At 62.1% G+C, this 16920-nt stretch carries 21 protein-coding genes; 9 read left to right on the forward strand and 12 right to left on the reverse strand.

The genetic code is table 11. The features are described 5' to 3' along the window. The 7 genes from acpS to folK form a co-directional block, all read right to left on the reverse strand. Nucleotides 1-405 carry a holo-ACP synthase gene (gene acpS, locus K3762_RS16415; RefSeq protein WP_260010548.1) on the reverse strand — a complete coding sequence of 135 codons (405 nt, stop codon included), beginning with the start codon at nucleotides 403-405 and terminating at the stop codon, nucleotides 1-3. A gap of 145 nt (nucleotides 406-550) precedes the next feature. Continuing rightward, nucleotides 551-994 carry a PA2169 family four-helix-bundle protein gene (locus tag K3762_RS16420; RefSeq protein WP_120351969.1) on the reverse strand — a complete coding sequence of 148 codons (444 nt, stop codon included), beginning with the start codon at nucleotides 992-994 and terminating at the stop codon, nucleotides 551-553. Between the two features lie 113 nt (nucleotides 995-1107). Next, nucleotides 1108-1860, reverse strand: a complete 753-nt coding sequence (locus K3762_RS16425; protein WP_132443814.1) for a pyridoxine 5'-phosphate synthase — start codon at nucleotides 1858-1860, stop codon at nucleotides 1108-1110. 99 nt (nucleotides 1861-1959) lie between these two features. Next, nucleotides 1960-2616, reverse strand: coding sequence for a DUF2062 domain-containing protein (locus K3762_RS16430; RefSeq protein ID WP_067627702.1), 657 nt, complete (start codon nucleotides 2614-2616; stop codon nucleotides 1960-1962). Nucleotides 2617-2653: 37 nt separating this feature from the next. Continuing rightward, a complete protein-coding gene (locus tag K3762_RS16435; protein ID WP_132443815.1) occupies nucleotides 2654-4804 on the reverse strand; it encodes a bifunctional (p)ppGpp synthetase/guanosine-3',5'-bis(diphosphate) 3'-pyrophosphohydrolase in 2151 nt (716 codons plus the stop codon). 36 nt (nucleotides 4805-4840) lie between these two features. Then, nucleotides 4841-5194: a DNA-directed RNA polymerase subunit omega gene (gene rpoZ / locus K3762_RS16440; RefSeq protein WP_120351971.1), complete on the reverse strand. Its 354-nt coding sequence runs from the start codon at nucleotides 5192-5194 to the stop codon at nucleotides 4841-4843. A gap of 73 nt (nucleotides 5195-5267) precedes the next feature. Beyond that, the gene (gene folK / locus K3762_RS16445) at nucleotides 5268-5876 is read right to left on the reverse strand and encodes a 2-amino-4-hydroxy-6-hydroxymethyldihydropteridine diphosphokinase (protein ID WP_236627349.1); all 609 of its coding nucleotides are present in this window, start codon (nucleotides 5874-5876) and stop codon (nucleotides 5268-5270) included. A 123-nt stretch (nucleotides 5877-5999) separates the two neighbouring features. On the opposite strand from folK, the gene K3762_RS16450 reads away from it, so the two are divergent. The 5 genes from K3762_RS16450 to K3762_RS16470 all read left to right on the forward strand — a co-directional run bounded on the left by K3762_RS16450 (nucleotide 6000) and on the right by K3762_RS16470 (nucleotide 9696). Next, a complete protein-coding gene (locus tag K3762_RS16450) occupies nucleotides 6000-6554 on the forward strand; it encodes an NYN domain-containing protein (protein ID WP_067627693.1) in 555 nt (184 codons plus the stop codon). A gap of 253 nt (nucleotides 6555-6807) precedes the next feature. Beyond that, nucleotides 6808-7545: a LuxR family transcriptional regulator gene (locus K3762_RS16455; RefSeq protein WP_120351972.1), complete on the forward strand. Its 738-nt coding sequence runs from the start codon at nucleotides 6808-6810 to the stop codon at nucleotides 7543-7545. Between the two features lie 60 nt (nucleotides 7546-7605). Then, on the forward strand, nucleotides 7606-8556 hold the full coding sequence (gene ispH, locus K3762_RS16460; RefSeq protein ID WP_260010559.1) for a 4-hydroxy-3-methylbut-2-enyl diphosphate reductase: 951 nt from the start codon (nucleotides 7606-7608) through the stop codon (nucleotides 8554-8556). A gap of 55 nt (nucleotides 8557-8611) precedes the next feature. After that, nucleotides 8612-9076, forward strand: coding sequence for a ribonuclease HI (rnhA, locus tag K3762_RS16465; RefSeq protein ID WP_260010561.1), 465 nt, complete (start codon nucleotides 8612-8614; stop codon nucleotides 9074-9076). Beyond that, nucleotides 9073-9696: a trimeric intracellular cation channel family protein gene (locus K3762_RS16470; protein WP_132443817.1), complete on the forward strand. Its 624-nt coding sequence runs from the start codon at nucleotides 9073-9075 to the stop codon at nucleotides 9694-9696. Before rnhA ends, K3762_RS16470 begins: the two co-directional genes overlap by 4 nt. Before the next feature lie 4 nt (nucleotides 9697-9700). Here K3762_RS16470 and fmt read toward each other — a convergent pair whose 3' ends face one another. The 4 genes from fmt to def (K3762_RS16490) are packed head-to-tail and all read right to left on the reverse strand — an operon-like array spanning nucleotide 9701 to nucleotide 12157. Continuing rightward, a complete protein-coding gene (fmt, locus tag K3762_RS16475; RefSeq protein WP_260010563.1) occupies nucleotides 9701-10615 on the reverse strand; it encodes a methionyl-tRNA formyltransferase in 915 nt (304 codons plus the stop codon). Nucleotides 10616-10650: 35 nt separating this feature from the next. Continuing rightward, entirely contained in the window at nucleotides 10651-11148 is a 498-nt protein-coding gene (gene def / locus K3762_RS16480) for a peptide deformylase (protein ID WP_132443819.1), read from the reverse strand. Further along, nucleotides 11145-11642 carry a peptide deformylase gene (gene def, locus K3762_RS16485; protein WP_260010565.1) on the reverse strand — a complete coding sequence of 166 codons (498 nt, stop codon included), beginning with the start codon at nucleotides 11640-11642 and terminating at the stop codon, nucleotides 11145-11147. The genes def (K3762_RS16480) and def (K3762_RS16485) overlap by 4 nt, the downstream gene beginning before the upstream one ends. Beyond that, nucleotides 11639-12157 carry a peptide deformylase gene (gene def / locus K3762_RS16490; RefSeq protein WP_260010566.1) on the reverse strand — a complete coding sequence of 173 codons (519 nt, stop codon included), beginning with the start codon at nucleotides 12155-12157 and terminating at the stop codon, nucleotides 11639-11641. Before def (K3762_RS16490) ends, def (K3762_RS16485) begins: the two co-directional genes overlap by 4 nt. A gap of 96 nt (nucleotides 12158-12253) precedes the next feature. Between def (K3762_RS16490) and K3762_RS16495 the strand changes: the two genes are divergently transcribed. Then, complete coding sequence (locus K3762_RS16495) at nucleotides 12254-13423, forward strand: MalY/PatB family protein (protein WP_260010567.1); 1170 nt, start codon at nucleotides 12254-12256, stop codon at nucleotides 13421-13423. Between the two features lie 42 nt (nucleotides 13424-13465). On the opposite strand, the gene K3762_RS16500 is transcribed toward K3762_RS16495, so the two are convergent. Next, entirely contained in the window at nucleotides 13466-13822 is a 357-nt protein-coding gene (locus K3762_RS16500; RefSeq protein WP_120352295.1) for a hypothetical protein, read from the reverse strand. Between the two features lie 173 nt (nucleotides 13823-13995). Here K3762_RS16500 and K3762_RS16505 point away from each other — a divergent pair, with 173 nt between their 5' ends. The 3 genes from K3762_RS16505 to cbiB all read left to right on the forward strand — a co-directional run bounded on the left by K3762_RS16505 (nucleotide 13996) and on the right by cbiB (nucleotide 16913). Continuing rightward, the gene (locus K3762_RS16505; RefSeq protein ID WP_260010569.1) at nucleotides 13996-14970 is read left to right on the forward strand and encodes a glutathione S-transferase family protein; all 975 of its coding nucleotides are present in this window, start codon (nucleotides 13996-13998) and stop codon (nucleotides 14968-14970) included. A 90-nt stretch (nucleotides 14971-15060) separates the two neighbouring features. Continuing rightward, nucleotides 15061-16008 carry a threonine-phosphate decarboxylase CobD gene (gene cobD, locus K3762_RS16510; RefSeq protein WP_260010572.1) on the forward strand — a complete coding sequence of 316 codons (948 nt, stop codon included), beginning with the start codon at nucleotides 15061-15063 and terminating at the stop codon, nucleotides 16006-16008. Next, nucleotides 16005-16913 (forward strand): adenosylcobinamide-phosphate synthase CbiB, encoded by a 909-nt coding sequence (cbiB, locus tag K3762_RS16515; RefSeq protein WP_260010574.1) that lies wholly within the window; start codon nucleotides 16005-16007, stop codon nucleotides 16911-16913. Before cobD ends, cbiB begins: the two co-directional genes overlap by 4 nt. Nucleotides 16914-16920: the final 7 nt, after the last annotated feature.

The following is a 16920-nucleotide window of genomic DNA, read 5'->3' on the forward strand; positions in this document are numbered from 1 at the left end:
TCAATCGGCAAGGGGGCGCGCTTCGATCACGACAAAGGCCTGCGCCCAGGGGTGGTCATCGGTCAGGGTGACATGGATGATCGCCTCATGCCCCGGCGGGGTCATCGCGGCCAGACGGTCGGCGGCCCAACCGGTCACTTCCATCACGGGTTGGCCGGTGCGCAGATTGCTGACCGCCATGTCGCGCCATGCAATGCCCATGCGCAGCCCGGTGCCAAGCGCCTTTGAACATGCCTCTTTCGCGGCCCAGCGTTTGGCGTAAGTTCCCGCGACATCGCGGCGACACTCTGCCTTGCGCTGTTCCACGTCCGTAAAAACGCGATTGCGGAAACGGTCGCCAAAGCGGTCGAGCGTGCCTTGGATACGCTCGATATTTGCCAAATCAGTGCCGATGCCGAGGATCATTGAGTGCCATTCTTGTCGCGTGACGGGGCCGATGCGCCCTTTACCGACAATAGATCATGCGCCGTTGCCGAGGAAAAGCAGCAATACGACGCAAAAACGCCGCCCCGCGGAACGGGACGGCGTTAAACTCGGGATGTCGCGCAGCTTAGGCCGTGGCGTGGCGCGCTTTTTCGGCTTTCGCCTCATCAATGGCGCGCTGCACAGAGGCGCGCTGCTCGGTCAGGAACTCATAACCGGGGCGGCCAGCGGTGGCTTTGATCGCATCGTCGTAGTTTTCGACCAATGCGGATTCGCCGTTGACGATCTCGTCATAGACGGCTTCGTCATCGCCGGTCACCGCGTCGCGCAGTTTCAGCCAACCACGGTGGGCCGATGCAGCGGCGGAGCCTTCTTCGGAGACATCCACGCCATCGACACCCAACTGGCGGTGCAATTCGGTGTGGAACTTCTCGCGCTCAGCGATGCGCTGGTCGAAGAAGCCGACGAAGGCGGCCTCATCCGAGACCTGCTTGCGGGATTCACGATAGCCGTCGCGGCTGTCGATCAGGCGGGTGTGGAGCTTCTTCAGTGTGTCGATATGGTCGCTCATTGGTGCCTCCTTAGGTTTGTTAACCAGTCTGGCGGCCCAACGCAGTCAAAGCCGTTTTGGGTCCAGAAGAAGGCATCCATTGAGTGGATTTTCGCCACCGAAGACCGGCGGGCTCAGCCCTCGCGGGCCTCATCCATCAGGCGGCGCATCTCTGTTATGGCGGGTTCCAGCCCGAGGAATATTGCCTCTCCGATCAGGAAGTGCCCGATGTTGAGTTCGCGCACCTCTGGAAAGGCCGCGATGGGGGTCACCGTGTCATAGGTCAGCCCGTGTCCGGCATGAACCTCAAGCCCGAGGGAAGCTGCGAAACTAGACATCTCGCGCAGCTTTTTAAGCTCAACGTCCGCCTCATCCCAGCGGCCTTCGGCAAAGGCATCGCAATAGGCGCCGGTGTGCAGTTCGATCACCTCTGCCCCAATGCGATTGGCGGCTTCGATCTGCGCAGGCTCGGCGGCGATGAAGATCGACACCCGGCTGCCCGCCTCACGCAGGGGCGCGATGAAATGGGCCAGCTTATTCTCCTCGCGGGCGACTTCCAGCCCGCCTTCGGTGGTGCGCTCTTCGCGCTTTTCGGGCACGATGCAGACGGCATGGGGCCTGTGGCGCAGGGCAATCTTTTGCATCTCGTCGGTGGCGGCCATCTCAAAGTTCAGCGGGACGGAAAGCACCTCCATCAACCCTTCGATATCGGCATCAGAGATATGCCGCCGGTCTTCGCGCAGATGCGCGGTGATGCCATCGGCGCCAGCCTTTTCCGCGATCTTGGCCGCGCGCAGCGGGTCAGGATAGGCGCCGCCCCGCGCGTTGCGCACGGTCGCCACATGGTCAATGTTCACGCCCAATCTCAGCTTTGGTTGATCCGCCATCTCGATTCCCCTTGCATCACTTGCCCGACCATAGGTCGGAAATTTCGCCAACCCCATAGGGGGAAGCGGTTTTTCCGGAAAATTGATGCCCTGAAAGCCTCAGTCCGCGTGGCGCTTGGCCTCGGCCTTTTGCGCCGCCTTATGCTTGAGCGCCTCGAACTTGGCCTTGATCATCCCGCGCCGCCGCTTTTGGTAAGCCCGCAGCACCGGCACCGAGATATAATAGGCGATAGAGGCGCAGATCATCCCCGGCAGGATGCCCCCGATCAGATAGGGGTAGAAGACCTGATGGAAAAAGGCGGTCAGCCCCGTCCAATCCATCTGGCTATCGGTAAAAATCGCGACAAAGTTCTCTTGCAGATCGCGGCCCGCATCCAGAAACTTCCCCCCGAAGGAGCGATGCTCTTTCGGGGCCACGGGCGCGCCAAGGATCCAATGCCCGGTCTGCAAAGCCGCGATGCCGATGGGGACATAAGTCAGCGGGTTGCCAAAGAAGGTCGCCATAAGGGCGGCGAGGATATTGGCCCGCATCACCCGCCCGATTAGTGCCGCCACAATGAAGTGCAGACCATAGAAGGGCGTGAAGGTGGTAAAGACTCCGGCCCAGATGCCGCGCGCAATGCGCTCGGGGCTGTCGGGCAGCCGCCGCATCCGGTGTTTGACGTAGTGAAACGCACGTGTCCAACCACCCCGCGGCCACAGAAACTCGGCCAGCGCGCGCAGGGTCGGTTTCGGATCGCGGCGTTTGAAAATCAAGTCTCAGGTCCAGTATCGGCGTTTCGTCTGCGCGGGGTCAGTCGGTCTTTTCGACAGTCTTTCCCATGCTCATATTGCGGTGCCTGCTGACATCGGCGACTTCACTTTCGGCTTCGATCGTGGACATCAACGAATGCAGGTGACTTACGTCTCTGAGATCCACATAGACCACCAACCGGTAAAAGTCAGGCTTGCGCTCCACAAACTCCAAATCAGAGATATTGGCCGAGGCTTCGCCGATCAAGGTGCAGACCCGCCCCAGTACGCCCGCGCCGTTGCCGATGGTGATGTCCAACGCGCAGGTATAGACCGCCGGGTGGCTGCCATCGTGCCAACGCAGATCCAGCCAACGCTCGGGCTGGTCTTCGTACTCCGACAGGCGGTCGCAGTCGATTGAGTGGACGGTCACGCCCTTGCCACGGAAGGTGATGCCGACGATCCGCTCACCGGGCAGCGGCGTGCAGCAGGGCGCGCGGTCAAAGCTCTGGCCCGGCTCCAGCCCCACGACGGCGCGGCGCACGTCGATCTGCTCGCCCTTTTGCGGGGCAAGGTCAGGATAGACGCATTCCACCACTTCGCGGCCTGTGAGTTCGGAACTGCCAAGCCGGGCGAGCACCTCATCGGGGCCGTTGAGCCGCATGTTCTTGGCGACGGTATGCAGCACCTTATCGGTGGCCTTCTTGCCGACCTGCGCGAAGGCCGAGCGCGCCAATTCGCGGCCCAGTTTGATAAAGCGCTCGCGGTCGACCTCGCGCAGGGACCGCCGGATTGCCGACTTGGCCTTGCCGGTGGTGGCGATATCAAGCCATGTGACCTGCGGTGTTTGCCCCTGCGCGGTGGTGATCTCAATCGACTGGCCGTTTTTGATCCGCGTCCAGAGCGGCACACGCATCCCGTCGACTTTGGCCCCAACGCAAGCGTTGCCGATCCGGGTGTGGATCGCATAGGCAAAATCAATCGGCGTCGCCCCGCGCGGCAGTTTCACCACATCGCCTTTAGGCGTGAAGCAGAAGACCTGATCCGCGTACATCTCAAGCTTCACCGCTTCGAGGAAATCCTCGTGGTCGGTCTCGGCGTCGAACTGCTCGGTCAGCTGGCTGATCCATTTGGCGGGATCAACGGCAAAGGGGTTTCGGCTACGCACACCATCGCGGTAGGACCAATGCGCGGCGACGCCGGTCTCGGCCACGTCATGCATCTGCCGGGTGCGGATCTGCACTTCCACCCGCTTGCCATCGCGGCCCGAGACGGTGGTATGGATCGAACGATAGCCGTTGGTCTTGGGCTGGCTGATGTAATCCTTGAACCGCCCCGGCACCGCGCGCCAGCGGCGATGGATCGCGCCGAGTGTGCGGTAGCAATCCTCGTCAGAGGCGGTGATAACGCGAAAGCCGTAAATGTCGGACAGACGGGAGAAGCTCTGTTCCTTCTCCTCCATCTTGCGCCAGATCGAATAGGGTTTCTTGGCCCGGCCAAAAACCTCGGCGTCGATATCCGCTTTTTCCAACTCCACCCGCATGTCGCCGGTGATCCGCTGAATCACATCGCCGGTGTCGCGTTGCAGGGTGATGAACCGCCGGATGATCGACGCGCGGGCATCGGGGTTGAGCACGCGAAACGCGAGGTCTTCCAACTCTTCGCGCATCCACTGCATGCCCATACGGCCCGCGAGCGGCGCATAAATGTCCATCGTCTCCCGCGCCTTTTTGACCTGCTTGTCCGGGCGCATGGATTTGATCGTGCGCATGTTGTGCAAACGGTCGGCAAGCTTGACGAGGATGACACGCAAGTCCTTGGACATCGCCATAAAGAGCTTGCGGAAATTCTCGGCCTGTTTGGTCTCGGTCGAGTTGAGCTGAAGATTGGTCAGCTTGGTGACACCATCGACCAATTCCGCCACTTCGCCGCCAAAGAGACTCTGCACCTCGGCATAAGACGCTTTGGTGTCTTCGATCGTATCGTGCAAAAGGGCGGTGATGATCGTCGCATCGTCAAGCTGCTGTTCCGTGAGGATCGCAGCGACAGCGACGGGGTGGGTGAAATAGGGCTCACCGGAATGGCGAAACTGCCCCTCATGCATCCGCGCCCCGTAGTCGAAAGCGGCGCGGATCAGGGGTTCGTTGGTACGCGGATTGTAGCCTTGAACAAGAGCGATCAGGTCATCGGCAGTAATGTCGGCGCTGTTCATGCCATCTGCCTCATTGCCCCGGCCGGGGCGCGGGGGTTAGCCCTGCCCCTGTGCGGCCATCAACTGGCGCAGCAACATTTCTTCGGACATGCTGTCTTCTTCGGGCTTGTCCTCTTCGCCACCCATCAAAAGCGCCATGGCGTCTTCTTCGGGTTCGTCGACTTCGATCTGGTTCTGATTGCTTTCGATCAGACGCTCGCGCAGATCATCAGCCGACTGCGTTTCGTCCGCAATCTCACGCAGGGACACGACCGGGTTCTTGTCGTTGTCGCGGTCGACGGTCAGCGGCGATCCGGCAGCAATCTCACGGGCGCGGTGCGCGGCCAGCATGACGAGCTCGAAACGGTTCGGAACCTTATCCACACAATCTTCGACGGTGACGCGGGCCATGAAGCCTCCAATATCTCATTTGCTGCCAGAAGTGCGGTATTTAGGCCGCTTCGGGCAGATTTACAAGCCGTTATTACAGGCGCCGCACCTCGGCACGATCCCGCTCAGGCAGAGCCTCAAGCAAGGTGCGCACCGGTTTTCCCAGCAGCGGGTGCACCCAATCGGGAGCCACGTCGGCCAGCGGCACCAGCACAAAAGCGCGGTCTTGCAGGCGCGGATGCGGCAGGATCAACTGCTCTGGCGTGCGGCCAATCTGCGCCTCAAGCGGCAAATCACGCCACATCTTGTGGGTGTTACGGTCTGGCAACACGATATCATCACAGGCCAGCAAATCCAAATCCAAAGTGCGCTGGCCCCAACGCTGCACCCGCTCCCGACCCAACTGCGCCTCGATCCGATGCAAGACGCCAAGCGCCTTCGCCGGATCCCAAGGGGCCTCCAGACGTGCTGCGGCATTCACATAATCGGGCCCCGCTCCTGCGGGAAAAGCCGGTGTATGATAGAATGCACTGGTCGCGCGAATCACCGCGCCGGAGGTTTGCAACAGCTTCAAAGCCGACTTCAGGGTTTCCTGCGGCGCACCGACAGAAGAGCCGAGGTTCCCACCAAGCGCAATCAGGAGACTATACTTTCGTATAGGCTCTCTACTGCTTAATTCCATACCCACGGGGTCTTGCGACATCGTTAAAAAGCCTTAGTTATGCACCCTGATGTGGGGGCATCGCCAGCCGTCACAGATTTATTAATCTGCGACGATTACAACTCAAACCGGGAATACGGCGAAGCCTGCCGAAAGGATAGATTAATGTTCTACAAAGATGAGCGTTTGGCGCTTTTCATAGACGGCTCCAACCTCTACGCCGCAGCAAAGACGCTTGGCTTCGACATCGACTATAAGTTGCTGCGGCAAGAGTTCATGCGCCGCGGCAAGCTGCTGCGCGCCTTCTACTATACCGCATTGCTGGAAAACGATGAGTATTCGCCGATCCGCCCGCTTGTTGACTGGCTGAACTACAACGGCTTTTCCATGGTCACCAAACCGGCCAAGGAATACACCGACAGCATGGGCCGGCGCAAAGTCAAAGGCGACATGGACATCGAACTGGCCGTTGATGCGATGGAACTGGCACCGCGTGTCGACCATATCGTGATCTTTTCCGGCGACGGCGACTTCCGTCCGCTGGTCGAAAGCCTGCAACGCCAAGGCGTGCGCGTTTCTGTCGTGTCGACGATTCGCAGCCAGCCGCCGATGATCTCTGACGATCTGCGTCGCCAAGCCGACAACTTTATCGAGCTTGACGATCTGCGTGATGTCATTGGCCGTCCGCCGCGCGATCCGATCTCGACCTCGCAAGACTAAGCGCAAACCGCCTTATTTCCGCCCAAAACCATGTTGCTAGCCGCAGCAGTGGCCTTCTTGTGCCTGCCTCAAAGGGGGCAGGCAGACGAATAACAGACCAGTGACAATGGCGTCACTGGCCTGTGAAATTTCTAAAATACCCCAGGGAAGATACAATACAGCACATGAACCCATGCGTTCCCCTTGATCCCACAGTACCCGTTCCCGTAGAAGTAGACGACCCCCCGAAAAAGGGGGGTTAAAGTGAGGGACGATGCTTTTCGATGATGCGGTGCGGCTGGAGAAGCTACAGGATGTAGGCAAGCTCTGGGACGGCATTGTAGAGGCGCTGCGACAGATTGGTTTCACCCACGCCATTCACATCAGCGTCGGGGCAGATTTCAAAGATGCCCAGTTTTTATCCACCATCCCCGACCTTTACGATGATCTCCCCCCCGAGGATGACCCCTTTCTCCACCATTCGTGCACCAGCTATGAAGTCCTGACAATCGGTCAGGCCTTCGTGCACCTTTACCCCGATGTTACCCCCTCTGAGCATTCGCTGATCGCACGCGCAGGACGGGAAGGTTTGCACGCCGCCTTTGCGGTGCCCATGCGGCTGAAAGGATCAGAACGTTTCGGTGGCTTCATCATCGGCAATTGGATGGAGGCCGATGAGTTTGAACGGAGCTTTAGCGACGTGGCCGAGGATCTTCGCCTCTTTTGCCTGCTGATGCACCGCCGCATCGAAGACCTGACCGGCACCGCCCCGTTACCCCTGCCTGAGACCCCATCGGCCTTTGGCAAACTCAGCCCGCGCGAAGCCGAAGTGGTGAACCTGCTGGCCCATGGCTACACCCGCCAGCAAACCGCGCATCGCTGCAACCTCTCGATCCACACCGTCTCGGACTATGCGAAATCGGGCTACCGCAAATTGGGCATCCGCAACCGGGCGCAGGCCGCCGCCCTCGTTCACGGCACCGCGGGCGAGGCTGCGCCCAAGAAAGGCTGACGGGCTGGACGAAGAGCGCCCAAGCCCTTACCTCTGCGCCAAGCCGTTCGGAGACTTCGCATGACCAACACGCCCCTGACCCTCTACCTCGCCGCGCCGCGCGGATTCTGCGCGGGCGTGGACCGGGCGATCAAGATCGTCGAAATAGCGCTCGAGAAATGGGGCGCCCCAGTCTATGTGCGCCATGAGATCGTGCACAACAAATTCGTCGTCGACGGGCTGCGCGACAAGGGCGCGGTCTTTGTCGAGGAACTCTCCGAATGCCCCGACGACCGTCCGGTGATCTTTTCCGCCCATGGCGTGCCGAAATCCGTGCCCTCGGCGGCGCAGGCGCGCAATATGATCTATGTCGATGCCACCTGCCCACTGGTCTCCAAGGTCCATATCGAGGCGCAGCGCCATGCCGATGCAGGGCTGCAGATCATCATGATCGGCCACGCGGGCCACCCTGAGACGGTCGGCACCATGGGCCAACTGCCCGATGGCGATGTGCTGCTGGTCGAAACGCCCGACGATGTGGCCGGTGTCGCCGTGCGTGATGAGGCGCAGCTGGCCTATGTCACCCAGACCACGCTCAGCGTCGATGATACCGCCGATATCGTCGCAGCCCTTCAGGCGCGCTTCCCAGCCATCATCGGCCCGCATAAAGAAGACATCTGCTACGCCACGACCAACCGTCAGGAAGCGGTCAAAGCCATGGCGCCCAAATGCGACGCGATGCTGGTGGTCGGCGCACCAAATTCGTCGAACTCCAAACGTCTGGTCGAAGTCGGCGCCCGCGCGGGCTGCGCCTATGCGCAACTGGTGCAACGGGCCGAAGACATCGATTGGCGCGCGCTTGATGGGATCGGCAGCATCGGCATCACCGCAGGCGCATCGGCCCCCGAAGTGCTGATCAACGAGGTGATCGACGCCTTCAAAGCGCGCTATGACGTGACCACCGAACTGGTCGAAACCGCGCAGGAAAACGTCGAGTTCAAGGTGCCCCGCGTCTTGCGCCAACCCGCCTGATTGACCGCCGCGCGCCAGCCGCCTAAACCGCGTTGAAACCGCGACGGGAGCCGACATGCCAGACCTTTACGCCTACACAGACGGAGCCTGCTCAGGCAATCCCGGCCCCGGTGGCTGGGGCGTGTTGATGCGCGCCATGGACGGCGACAAGATCGTCAAGGAACGCGAGTTGAAGGGCGGCGAGGCGCAAACCACCAACAACCGCATGGAACTGATGGCCGCGATCTCGGCGCTGGAATCGCTCAGCCGTACGACAGAAATCACCATCGTTACTGACAGCAACTACGTCAAAAACGGCATCACCGGTTGGATCTTTAGCTGGAAGAAAAACGGCTGGAAGAACGCCGCCAAAAAACCCGTGAAAAACGCGGAGCTTTGGCAACGGCTGGACGCGGCGAACGCGCGGCACAATGTGACGTGGAAATGGGTCAAGGGCCACGCCGGCCACCCCGAAAACGAACGCGCCGATGAACTGGCCCGCGCGGGCATGGCCCCCTTCAAACCGGGCGGCAAGAAGTGAGCCTGCTGGCCCTGCTCGACTATGCCGCCGTGCTGGTCTTTGCCATCACCGGCGCGCTGGTCGCAAGCCGGGCGCAGCTTGATATCGTGGGCTTTGCCTTTATCGCCTGCCTGACCGCCGTGGGCGGCGGCACGATCCGCGACCTCCTGCTCGATCGCAACCCGATCTTTTGGATAGAAACGCCCAGTATGCTCGGCGTGGCCATCGTGGCGGCGCTGGTGGTGTTTTTCACCGCGCATCTTCTGGAAAGCCGCTTTCGCACGTTGATCTGGCTCGACAGTCTGGCACTGGCCGTCGCCGTCGCGGCGGGGGTCGGTGTGGCGATGTCCCAAGAGCAATCCGCGCCGATCATCATCGTCATGGGCATGATCACCGGCTGTATGGGCGGGCTGATGCGCGATGTGGTGGTGGGCCAATTGCCACTGGTGCTGACGCAAGGCGAACTCTACGCCACCGCGGCGCTCTCTGGTGCCGCTGTAGCCGTGCTGCTGGCGCCTTATTTCGACGGGACGCTCTACCCGCTATTGGCCTGCGCCGCCACCACTTGGGTGCTGCGCGCCGGATCGCTTTATTTCGGCTGGCACCTGCCGGTCTACAAAAGCACCCCGCCGAAAAGCTGAGCGCTTAAGCGGCGCTCAGGTTAGTGCCGACCGGGATCTGCGCGCCGCGCTGAAACACATCCGCTTCCTGCACGCCCTTGCCCGCGCGCTGCAACCGCGTGAGCCGCACCGCACCGTCGCCGCAAGCGATGCGCAGGTCATCTGACAGCACCTCACCCGCCGCACCTGTGCCTTCGTCCAGCACCGATCCCAGCACTTTCACCCGCTGGCCATCAACCTCAAACCACGCGCCGGGAAAGGGCGACAGGCCCCGGATCAGCCGGTCTACCTCAACCGCCGGGCGGGCCCAGTCGATGCGCGCCTCGGCCTTGTCGATCTTGGCGGCATAGGTCACGCCCTCGTCGGGCTGAGGCTGGGGGGGCAGGTCCGACAACCGCGACAGCGCCTTGTTGATCGCCACCGCGCCCATGGCGCTCAGCCGGTCGTGCAATTCGGCCGTGGTCTCGGCCGCGCCGATCTCGGTCTCTTCGCAGAGCAGCACCGGCCCGGTATCGAGCCCCGCTTCCATCTGCATGATGCAAACGCCAGTCTTTTCATCCCCCGCCATGATCGCACGGTGGATAGGTGCCGCCCCACGCCAGCGCGGCAGCAGGCTCGCGTGGATGTTCAGGCAGCCCTGTTTCGGCGCGTCCAGAATGACCTGCGGCAAGATCAGACCGTAGGCCACGACCACCGCCGCATCTGCGTCAAGCTCGGCGAATTCTTCCTGCGGTTCGCGGTGTTTAAGCGACACCGGATGCCGCACCAAAAGGCCAATCTCTTCGGCGCGTTGCTGCACCGGGCTGGGGCGGGGTTTCTTGCCGCGTCCGGCGGGGCGTGGCGGCTGGCAATAGACGGCGCAGATGTCATGCCCCGCCTGCACCAGCGCATCGAGTACCGGCACCGAAAACTCGGGCGTGCCCATGAATATCAGTCGCATCTGTTCACTCCTGACGGACAGCGCCTTTTGGGCTGTCAGCCGTTCTGTTTACGTGCTTTGCGCAACAGCATGTCGCGCTTGGTTTTGCTGAGGTTGTCGAAATACATTTTGCCCGCCAGATGGTCGATCTGGTGTTGGACACTGACCGCCTCCAGCCCGACGAAATCGCGTTCGACCTCTGCCCCCGTCTCATCAAGGAACCGCACCTTCACGCCGCGAGGGCGGCGGATCACGGCGCTGAAACCGGGCAGGTTCGGGCTGGCTTCCTCATAAGGGTGCAGCACGGCAGAGGCGTCTATAATCACCGGGTTTGCCAAACGGATGCGCTTGTTGCGTGCCTCGGAGGCATCGACGACGGCGACCTGCAACATCACCCCAATCTGCGGCGCGGCAAGGCCGACGCCGGGCATGGCGTCCATCGTCTCGATCATATCGTCCCAAAGGGTGCGAATTTCATCCGTCACCGCCTCAATGGGTTCGGCGGGGCTGCGCAGGCGTTTGTCGGGCCATGCAACGTAGCGGCGTAGGGTCATTGGGCTTCAAACTCCGCAATCTTGGCAGCGCGGGTTTCCGCATCCAGATGATCGAATGTCACCACGCCATCAAGGTGGTCCATCTCATGCTGCGCGATCAGCGCGGCGGCACCCTCAAGGCTTTGCACATAGCGGCCACCGTTCAGCCCGGTCCAAACCATCTGCACCTGCGACGGGCGCGAGATGTCGGTGCTGATGCCCGGAATGCTTAGGCAGCCTTCGGTATTGGTCACGCGCTCTTCGCCGATCTCTTGAAACATCGGGTTGATGCAGACCAGCGGGTCGGATTTGTCTTCCTTCCAACCTGCATCCATCACGAAGATCCGCAGCATCGCGCCAACCTGCGGCCCGGCAAGGCCCCGCCCCGGCGCGGCATACATCGTCTCCAACATATCGGCGGCCAGCGTTTCGATCTCTGGCGTGATCTCTTCGATCGGCACGCAGGTCTCGGCCAGACGTGGGTCGGGCCAGCGAAGAACCTTTAGCACGCTCATCCGCGTGCCAACTCGCGCTTCAGTTTCACCATCTTGCGGGTGATCATTTGGCGCTTCAACGGCTTGAGGTAATCGATGAAAAGCTTCCCATCGAGGTGGTCAATCTCATGCTGCACACAGGTTGCCCAGAGGCCGTCAAACGCCTCCTGCTGCTCTTTGCCGTCGCGGTCGAGCCAGCGGACCTCAACCTCAGCCGGGCGGGTCACATCGGCGTATTGCTCAGGAATGCTCAGGCAGCCTTCCTCATAGGTGTTCAGGTCATCCGAAGAAGCCATGATCTCAGGGTTGAACATCAACAGCGGGCGCGGCGCTTCGCCCTCTTCCTTGACGCAATCGAGCACGATGACACGGCTCAGCACGCCGATCTGCGGCGCGGCAAGGCCGATGCCCGGCGCGTCATACATGGTGGTCAACATATCATCGCCCAGCACGCGCAACTCGTCGCTGAGATCAGCGACGGGGGCTGCGGCTTTCTTGAGCCGTGGGTCGGGGTGCAAAAGGATCGGGCGTTTCATCCCGCTCATTTAGGCCATGCCCGGGCATCGCGCAACCGGGGGCTTGCAGCGCCTGCGGCAGCCGTTAGCTTGGCCGCAACATCAGGAGAGACCAGCATGAGCTTTGACGACATCATCGACCGGCGCGGCACCCATTGTGCGAAATGGGACAAGATGGAAGCGATCTATGGCGTGCCCGCGGACAGCGGCATCGCCATGTGGGTGGCCGACATGGATTTCCGCCCCCCGCAGGTGGTGCAGGACGCGCTTCAGGCCCAGATCGACCACGGGGTGCACGGGTATTTCGGCGACGACAGCGAATACCTTGCCGCGATCCAATGGTGGATGGAAAACCGTCACGGCTGGAAGGTCGACGCCGATGCGATCTTTACCACCCACGGTCTGGTGAACGGCACCGCGATGTGCGTCGATGCCTTCACCCAGCCCGGTGATGGCGTGGTGCTGTTCACCCCGGTCTATCACGCCTTCGCCCGCGTGATTAACGCCGCCGAGCGGCGCGTGGTGGAATGCCCGCTGACCAATGCCTCGGGCCGCTACGAGATGGATTTCGACGCCTATGACGCCCTGATGACCGGGGATGAGAAAATGGTGATCCTCTGCTCGCCGCATAACCCCGGCGGGCGTGTCTGGAGCCGCGAAGAACTGCAAGGCGTGGCCGATTTCGCCAAGCGGCACGATCTGGTGCTGGTCTCGGATGAAATCCACCACGATCTGGTGATGCCGGGGCACAAGCACATCCCCATGGCGCATATCGGCGGAATCGAAGACCGTCTGGTGATGATGACCGCCACGACCAAGACTTTCAACATCGCCGGCGGCCATACCGGGAACGTCATCATTCACGACCCCAAGCTGCGCCAACGCTTCGCCCAGCGCATGGCGGCTTTGGGCGTCTCGGCGAACTCCTTCGGGCTGATCATGGCAACGGCGGCCTATTCCCCCGAGGGTGCAGCGTGGGTGGATGAACTGACCGCCTATCTGGACGGAAACCGGCAGATCTTCGATGACGCGGTGAACGCGATTCCGGGGCTAGGTTCGATGCCGCTGGAAGCGACCTATCTGGCTTGGGTGGACTTTTCGGGCACCGGGATGGACCCGGCGGAGTTTCAGAAACGTGTCGAGAAAAGCGCCGCCATCGCAGCCAACCACGGCGCCACCTTCGGCACCGGGGGCGAAAGCTTCCTGCGCTTCAACCTCGCCACGCCACGCGCGCGGGTCGAGGAAGCCTGCGACCGGCTCGTCAAAGCTTTCAGCGATCTACAATAATCGGAAAATGGCGCGGCGGGACTGGCCCGCCGTGCCGCCCTTTCAGGCGCGGCCGTCTTCGATCAGCCCCAGTGGCGCATCGGCGGGACGCTCGAAATCAAGCGGCGGACGGTCTGCCACGGCGGTCGCGCGTTTGAACTCATAACGCATTTCGCCCGCTTCTTCCTCGCTCGCCACGATGAGACATTGGAACAGATGCAGGCTGCCATCATAAAGATCGACCAGCCCGCGCAGCTTGGGCGCATCTGCCGCATCGACGGAAAAACCGGTCTTCCACATACGCAGCACCCGGTAGACATCACCGCCCACCTCAAGCCGCAGGCGCGCGCCTTTGCGCAGGCTTGCCATACGCGCAGCATCAAGCCCCGCCTGTATCTCTTTCGACAGAAATTCTTCCATGATCATCCCCCCGCTAATGCCTTCTAAGCTGGGCTAAAACGTAGAAAATTCAAGTTAAGATTTGATGACGTTTGGGCAGTCTGCACCTGCGCAGGGCGGCTGCGCGCTCATGAGGATGTGCACCCCTCGCCCCCTGCCCTAGATATATCCTCAAACGCGCAAAGGAAAACAAGATGGGCCTATTGGTTGACGGAAAATGGCAAGACAAATGGTATGATACCAAATCCTCAGGCGGCAAGTTTGAGCGCGCCGCAGCGAAGTTTCGCAACTGGGTAACCGCCGATGGCAGCGCCGGCCCCAGCGGCGACGGCGGGTTCAAAGCAGAATCGGGCCGCTATCACCTCTATGTCAGCTATGCCTGCCCTTGGGCACATCGCGCGCTGATCTTCCGCCAATTGAAGGGGCTGGAGGATCACATCGGCGTGTCGGTCGTACACCCCGACATGCTGGGCGAAGGCTGGACCTTTGATGGTGACTTCCCCGGCGCCACTGGCGATACCCTCTTTGGCCTGCCCTATGCCCGCGACATCTATACCCGTGCCGATCCCAATTTCACGGGCCGCGTCACCGTGCCGATCCTCTGGGACAAAGAGCGCGAGACCATCGTGAGCAACGAGAGCGCCGAGATCATCCGCATGTTCAACAGCGCCTTTGATGAGCTGACCGGCAACAGCGATGACTACCACCCCGCCGCGCTGCACGACCGCATCGAAGAGGTGAACGCCCGCGTCTATGACACGCTGAACAATGGCGTCTACAAATCCGGTTTCGCCACCACGCAGGAGGCCTATGACGCCGCCGTGCATCCGCTCTTCGACACATTGGATTGGATCGAAGACATCCTGTCGCAAAACCGCTACCTTGCAGGCGACAAGATGACCGAGGCCGACTGGCGGCTCTTCACCACGCTGGTGCGCTTCGACAAGGTCTATCACCTGCACTTCAAGTGTAACCGCAAACGGATCGTCGATTACCCGAACATCTGGGCCTATACGCGCGAACTCTATCAGGTGCCGGGCGTGGCCGAGACGGTGAACTTCGACCATATCGTGCGGCACTACCACTACAGCCACGACACGATTAACCCGCATCGGATCATCCCGATCAACCCGGTGCTGGATTTCGACGCGCCGCACGGGCGCGGCTGATCCCTTCTCTCCCTGCCTGCCTTGCGGAAGGCGCTTGATCGCGCAGCGCTTTTGCGCTTTCACCGCAGCAAGAACGGCAGGGGGACGATGATGCAACAGCCAGATCAGCGCGACCACGGCGGCGGTGTCGATGCGGCAGCGGCGCGTTTCGGCGGGCAGCGGGCGGAGTGGATCGACCTGTCGACCGGGATCAATCCGCAGCCCTACCCGATCCCCGCCCTGCCTGCTGAGGCGTGGAACGCGCTCCCCGATGCCGCAGCGCAAACCGCGCTTGTGGATGCCGCCCGTGCCTTCTGGCAGGTGCCACCAGATGCTGCGCTGCTGGCCGTGCCGGGCGCATCCTCGGCCATTGCGCGCATCCCGGCGCTGGCACCGAAGGGCCGCGTGCGCATCCCCGGCCCGACCTACAATGAACATGCCGCAAGCTTTGCCGAGAACGGCTGGCAGGTGGTCGAAGAGGGTGACACTCACGCCGCCGTCCATGTGCACCCCAACAACCCCGACGGGCGGCTTTGGGATGCGGCAGAGGTCACCGCCCCCCTCAGCATCATCGACGAGAGCTTTTGCGACATCACCCCTGACGCCACCCTCATGGCGCAGGCCACGACACCCGGCACACTGATCCTCAAAAGCTTTGGCAAGTTCTGGGGGCTGGCCGGGCTGCGGCTGGGCTTTGTCATCGGCGATCCGGCCTTGGTGGCACGGCTTGGCCAGATGCTCGGCCCTTGGCCGGTAAGCGGACCGGCATTGCATATTGGCGCGGCGGCCTTGCGGGATGGCGCTTGGGCCGAGGCCACGCGGGTCCGGCTGGCGACTGACGCCACCCGTCTCGACACATTGATGACCGAAGCGGGGGCGCAAACCGTCGGCGGCACTCCGCTTTTCCGGCTTTATGAGGTCGATGACGCGCAAGCTTGGCAGGAACGCCTCGCCCAGCATCACATCTGGACCCGCGTCTTCCCCTATAACCCACGCTGGCTGCGCCTCGGCCTGCCCCCCGCCGAGGGTTGGTCGCGGTTGGAGCGGGCGCTGGCATGAGCACGGCGGCGGTCCTTGCGCTGGCCATGCTGCTCGACGCGGCCCTTGGAGAACCGGAATGGCTCTGGCGGCGCTTGCCGCATCCGGCGGTGCTGATGGGGCGGCTGATCGGCTCTGGGGATCGTCGGTTGAACCACGGCCATTCGCGGCGTGCCAAGGGCGTGGCGCTGCTGCTGGCGCTGATGATCGGGATGGCGTGCCTTGGCTGGGTGCTGAGCCTTCTTGGCCCACTGGCCGAGATCATCATCGCCGCGATCCTGCTGGCGCAACGCTCCCTCGTTGAGCACCTGCGCGCGGTGGCGGACGGACTGCGCCAATCGCTGCCCACAGGCCGCCGCGCGGTGGCGATGATCGTCAGCCGCGACACTGGCGAGATGCCCCCAGACGCCGTGGCACGCTCGGCCATCGAAAGCGGCGCGGAAAACCTCAGCGATGGCATCATCGCGCCTGCCTTTTGGTTTCTGCTGGGCGGACTGCCGGGGCTGCTGGTCTATAAAATCGTCAACACCGCCGACAGTATGATCGGCTACCGCACCCCGCGCTATGCCGATTTCGGCTGGGCCGCGGCGCGGATGGATGACCTGCTGAACCTCGCCCCCGCACGGCTGACCGCGCTGCTCATCGCGCTCCCCGGCGGGGTTTTGCACCACTGGCGCGACATCCGGGCGGATGCGGCGCTGCACCGCTCGCCCAATGCCGGTTGGCCGGAAGCCGCCATGGCGCGGGCCATAGGTGTGGCCCTCGCCGGTCCGCGCAGCTATGATGGGCAGGTGCAGCAGTTTCCTTGGGTGCACGGCGCGGGGGCGCGCGTCATCGGACCTCAGGAGATCGATGCGGCCATCACCCGCCTCTGGCAGGCATGGTTGGTGATGTGGGCAATCGCCCTAGTTCTGGCCTGTCTGTGACTATGAG

It is taken from the genome of Sulfitobacter sp. W074 (assembly GCF_025142275.1).
Lineage (GTDB): Bacteria > Pseudomonadota > Alphaproteobacteria > Rhodobacterales > Rhodobacteraceae > Sulfitobacter > Sulfitobacter profundi.